Source organism: Noviherbaspirillum sp., assembly GCF_035254865.1.
In the GTDB taxonomy this organism is placed as follows: Bacteria; Pseudomonadota; Gammaproteobacteria; order Burkholderiales; family Burkholderiaceae_D; genus Noviherbaspirillum.
Genome location: NZ_DATFAF010000083.1, coordinates 1 through 3,458, shown reverse-complemented (window position 1 = coordinate 3,458; position 3,458 = coordinate 1). Strand labels below are relative to the sequence as shown.

The window sequence follows — 3,458 nt, the reverse complement described above, 5'->3', positions numbered from 1 at the left end:
GGTGTCGGTCGACTTCAACCACAACCCGGCATCGAGCAATTTCGATGCGACCCTGACCAAGGTCTCCGGCCGCCTGGTGAAGGTGTCCTCGTGGTACGACAACGAGTGGGGCTTCTCCAACCGCATGCTCGACACCACCGTAGCCTTGATGTCCGCCAAATAACGTTTCCTTTTGAAAGCGCCTGACATGGATCGCTCCACCAAGATTGTTGCCACCATCGGCCCTGCTTCCAGCGACCTCGCCACGCTCACGCGCATGGTGTGCGCCGGCGTCAATGTGGTGCGCCTGAATTTTTCGCACGGCAAGGCGCAGGACCATAGCGATCGTGCCCGGCTGGTGCGCGAAGCCGCGGCGGACTGCGGCTGCGAAGTCGCGATCATGGCCGACCTGCAAGGGCCGAAGATCCGTGTCGGCAAGTTCGAGCATGGAAAGATCCTGCTCGAAGCGGGCGCGAAATTCGTGCTGGATGCCGAATGCGAACTCGGTAACGAACAGCAGGTCGGGCTGGATTACAAGGAGCTGCCGCGCGACCTGAAGCCGGGCGACATCCTGCTCTTGAATGACGGACTGATCGTGCTGGTCGTGGATGCCGTCGTCGGCAGCGCGATTCACACCACGGTGAAGATCGGCGGCGAACTGTCCAACAACAAAGGCATCAACCGCCAGGGCGGCGGCCTCTCTGCGCCGGCACTGACCGCGAAGGACATGGAAGACATCAAGACCGCCGTCGCGCTCGGCGCCGATTACATCGCGGTGTCGTTCCCGAAGAATGCTTCCGACATGATCATGGCGCGCCAGCTTGCCAACATCGCGGGTGAGCCGCAGCAACGCAAGCTCTTGATGATCGCCAAGATCGAGCGCGCCGAGGCGATCCCGCTGCTGCAGGAAATCCTCGACGCCTCCGACGGCATCATGGTGGCACGCGGCGATCTGGCGGTGGAAGTCGGCAACGCCGCCGTGCCGGCACTGCAGAAGCGCATGATCAAGATGGCGCGCGCCTCGAACAAGCTGGCCATCACCGCGACGCAGATGATGGAATCGATGATCGTCAACGCGGTGCCGACGCGTGCCGAAGTGTCGGACGTGGCGAACGCGGTATTGGACGGCACGGACGCGGTGATGGCTTCCGCCGAGACGGCCTCCGGCAAGTATCCGGTGGAGACGGTGGAGGCGATGGCCGCGATTTGCCTGGAAGCGGAGAAAGCGGATGTATGCAAGCTCGATACCGATTTCCTCAACGCCAGTTTCAGCCGCATCGATCAATCGATTGCCTATGGCGCGCTGTTTACCGCCTATCACTTGCGCGTCAAAGCCATCGTGGCGCTGACCGAATCCGGCTCCACCACGCTGTGGATGAGCCGGCACAGCATCGACATCCCGATCTATGCGCTGACGCCGAGCATCGCGACGCTGCGCAAGTCCGCGCTCTACCGCAACGTGCGTTCCTTCGAACTCGTGCAATCGGGCGAAAGCAAGGACGTGCTGCAGGCGGCGCAGAACCTGCTGCTGGAGAAGCATGTGGTGCGGCCCGGCGACCTGATCGTGGTCACCTGGGGCGAGCCGATGGGACAGATCGGCGGCACCAATTCGCTCAAGATCGTCAAGGTCGGCGCGCACTGAACCCAAAATACATATCTGGAGATCTGCATGCGTGCAAAGGACAGCGCATCGGCCGCGAAGTGATCGACTCGCATTCGGCTGAACTGCCCTTTGCACGCATTCACGCACAAAGGTGATCGCATGGAAAAGCTCATTCTCGCCCTGGATCAGGGAACCACCAGTTCACGCGCCATCCTGTTCGATCGCGCGGGCACGATACATGGCTCGGCGCAGCAGGAATTCCGCCAGATCTTTCCGCAGCCTGGCTGGGTCGAGCATGATGCCAACGAGATCTGGCAGTCGCAACTCGCGGTGACGCGGGAGGTCATGCGCAAGTGCGATGTCGATGCAGCCGAAATCGCAGCTATCGGCATTACCAACCAGCGCGAGACTACCGTGGTGTGGGATAAACGCAGCGGCGAGCCGATCGCCAATGCCATCGTGTGGCAGGACCATCGCACGGCGGACGTGTGCGACGCCTTGCGCGAGCAAGGCAAGGCCGCACTCTTCCAGGAGAAGACCGGGCTGGTGCTGGATGCCTATTTTTCAGGCACCAAGCTGCGCTGGCTGCTCGACCATGTTCCCGGCGCGCGTGCGCGGGCAGAGCGTGGCGAACTTGCTTTTGGCACCATCGACAGCTGGCTGACGTTCAAGCTGACTGGCGAGCATGTCACCGACACGAGCAATGCCTCGCGCACGCTGCTGTTCAACATCAAGACGCTGCAATGGGATGACGAACTGCTCGGCCTGCTCGACATCCCGCGCAGCATGATGCCGACCGTGCTGCCCGGCAGCGCCATGTTCGGCACAACGCACAGCGAGCTGCTGGGTGCGCCTATCCCGATTGCCGGCATCGCCGGCGATCAGCAGGCCGCGACCTTCGGGCAGGCCTGTCATCGCCCCGGCATGGCAAAGAACACCTATGGCACCGGCTGCTTCATGCTGATGAATACCGGGTCGCAAGCCATCGCATCGCGCAACAACCTCGTTGCCACCATCGGCTGGACACTCGGCAGCAAGCAGGATCTGCACACCGATTACATGCTCGAAGGCAGCGTGTTCATGGCCGGCGCCACGGTGCAGTGGCTGCGCGACGGGCTGAACATCATCCAGCAATCCTCCGATGTCGAGGCGCTTGCCCTGAGCGTGCCGGACTCGGATGGCGTGACCTTCGTGCCGGCATTCACCGGGCTGGGCGCGCCCTACTGGGATGCCTATGCGCGCGGCACCATCGTCGGCATGACGCGTGGCACGACGCGTGCGCATATCGCGCGCTCCGCGCTGGAGAGCATCGCCTATCAAAGCGTGGATGTGCTGGATGCGATGCAGAAGGATTCCGGCATGCGCCTGCAGGAATTGCGCGTGGACGGCGGCGCCTCGCGCAACGACTTGCTGATGCAATTCCAGGCCGATGTGCTGGGCGTACCGGTGGTGCGCCCGATGGTCACCGAAACCACGGCGCTCGGCGCGGCTTATCTGGCTGGTCTGCGCGTCGGCTTCTGGTCGTCGCAGCAGGAGATTGCTTCGCTGTGGAAGATGGATCGTTGCTTCGAACCGCGCATGGCGGATGAGGAGCGTCAAGCGCGGATTGCCACCTGGCGGCGTGCGGTCGAGCGCGCACGCGCCTGGGCGGAGTAACAATGGCGATGGCGGCACGCCAAGCCCAAATAAAAGAGCGGGCATAGCGCCCGCTCCTTTCGACTGCTTATTTCAACTGTGTTTCAGCCGTTTACTTGACGCGGCCTTCCTTCCAGGCCTGGAGCAGCTTGTCGTAGGCGATGGTCTCGCCCTTGGGCTTCTCGTCGCCCAGCTTCTTCCACGGCGCCCCCTTGTCCGACAGCCACTTGGCCGCGTCGCC

At 62.8% G+C, this 3,458-nt stretch carries 2 protein-coding genes and 1 pseudogene; all 3 read left to right on the top strand.

Translation table 11 applies throughout. The features are described 5' to 3' along the window. Window positions 1-163: pseudogene (locus VJ651_RS21095) on the top strand (erythrose-4-phosphate dehydrogenase); the annotation flags it as partial. Window positions 164-187: 24 nt separating this feature from the next. After that, a complete protein-coding gene (gene pyk, locus VJ651_RS21090) occupies window positions 188-1,621 on the top strand; it encodes a pyruvate kinase (protein ID WP_324109313.1) in 1,434 nt (477 codons plus the stop codon). A gap of 120 nt (window positions 1,622-1,741) precedes the next feature. Then, window positions 1,742-3,238 carry a glycerol kinase GlpK gene (gene glpK / locus VJ651_RS21085; RefSeq protein ID WP_324109312.1) on the top strand — a complete coding sequence of 499 codons (1,497 nt, stop codon included), beginning with the start codon at window positions 1,742-1,744 and terminating at the stop codon, window positions 3,236-3,238. Window positions 3,239-3,458 lie beyond the last annotated feature (220 nt).

Excerpts from the sequence above, each read along its gene's own strand:
- glpK (WP_324109312.1), top strand. The coding sequence starts at position 1,742 with ATGGAAAAGCTCATTCTCGCCCTGGATCAGGGAACCACCAGTTCACGC.
- pyk (WP_324109313.1), top strand. The coding sequence starts at position 188 with ATGGATCGCTCCACCAAGATTGTTGCCACCATCGGCCCTGCTTCCAGC.